Genomic DNA, 382 nt, shown 5'->3' with positions numbered 1-382 from the left:
ACTTGGTTTCACCCAGCGGTACAAGTTTCCCTTTTTACAGGGTGAAGGCCCGCTCACAAAAGACAACAACGTCAATCTTGGTTTAACCGCTGAAATCTCTCCTATTTCACTTAACGGAATTGTCGAAGCCGTATGGACGCCTATCGCGTTTTTTGAATTTTCTGCCGGCGGCAAAATAGGCTCCGGCTGGAATATTGAGCTTTTTGGCGGTGATGTTTACGGAATTGGCGTTAATCGGCAAAACGCCGCCTGCGGCGGAGAAATTAACGGCAGCGCGTTTGATGGTCTTTTATGGAAAGCGCAGGCGGGGGGAGGGATTCAGTTTGACTTGGCGGCAATCATCCCCGGAGACTGGAATCATGTTGTTTTCCGCAGTTATCAC

1 pseudogene is annotated in these 382 nt (G+C 49.5%); it reads left to right on the top strand.

What is annotated here, in order from left to right:
- Nucleotides 1-382: pseudogene (locus tag ACYVRH_RS15095) on the top strand (hypothetical protein); the annotation flags it as partial.

This window comes from Treponema sp. R80B11-R83G3 (genome assembly GCF_054786115.1).
This window is presented reverse-complemented; position numbering and strand designations above follow the sequence as displayed.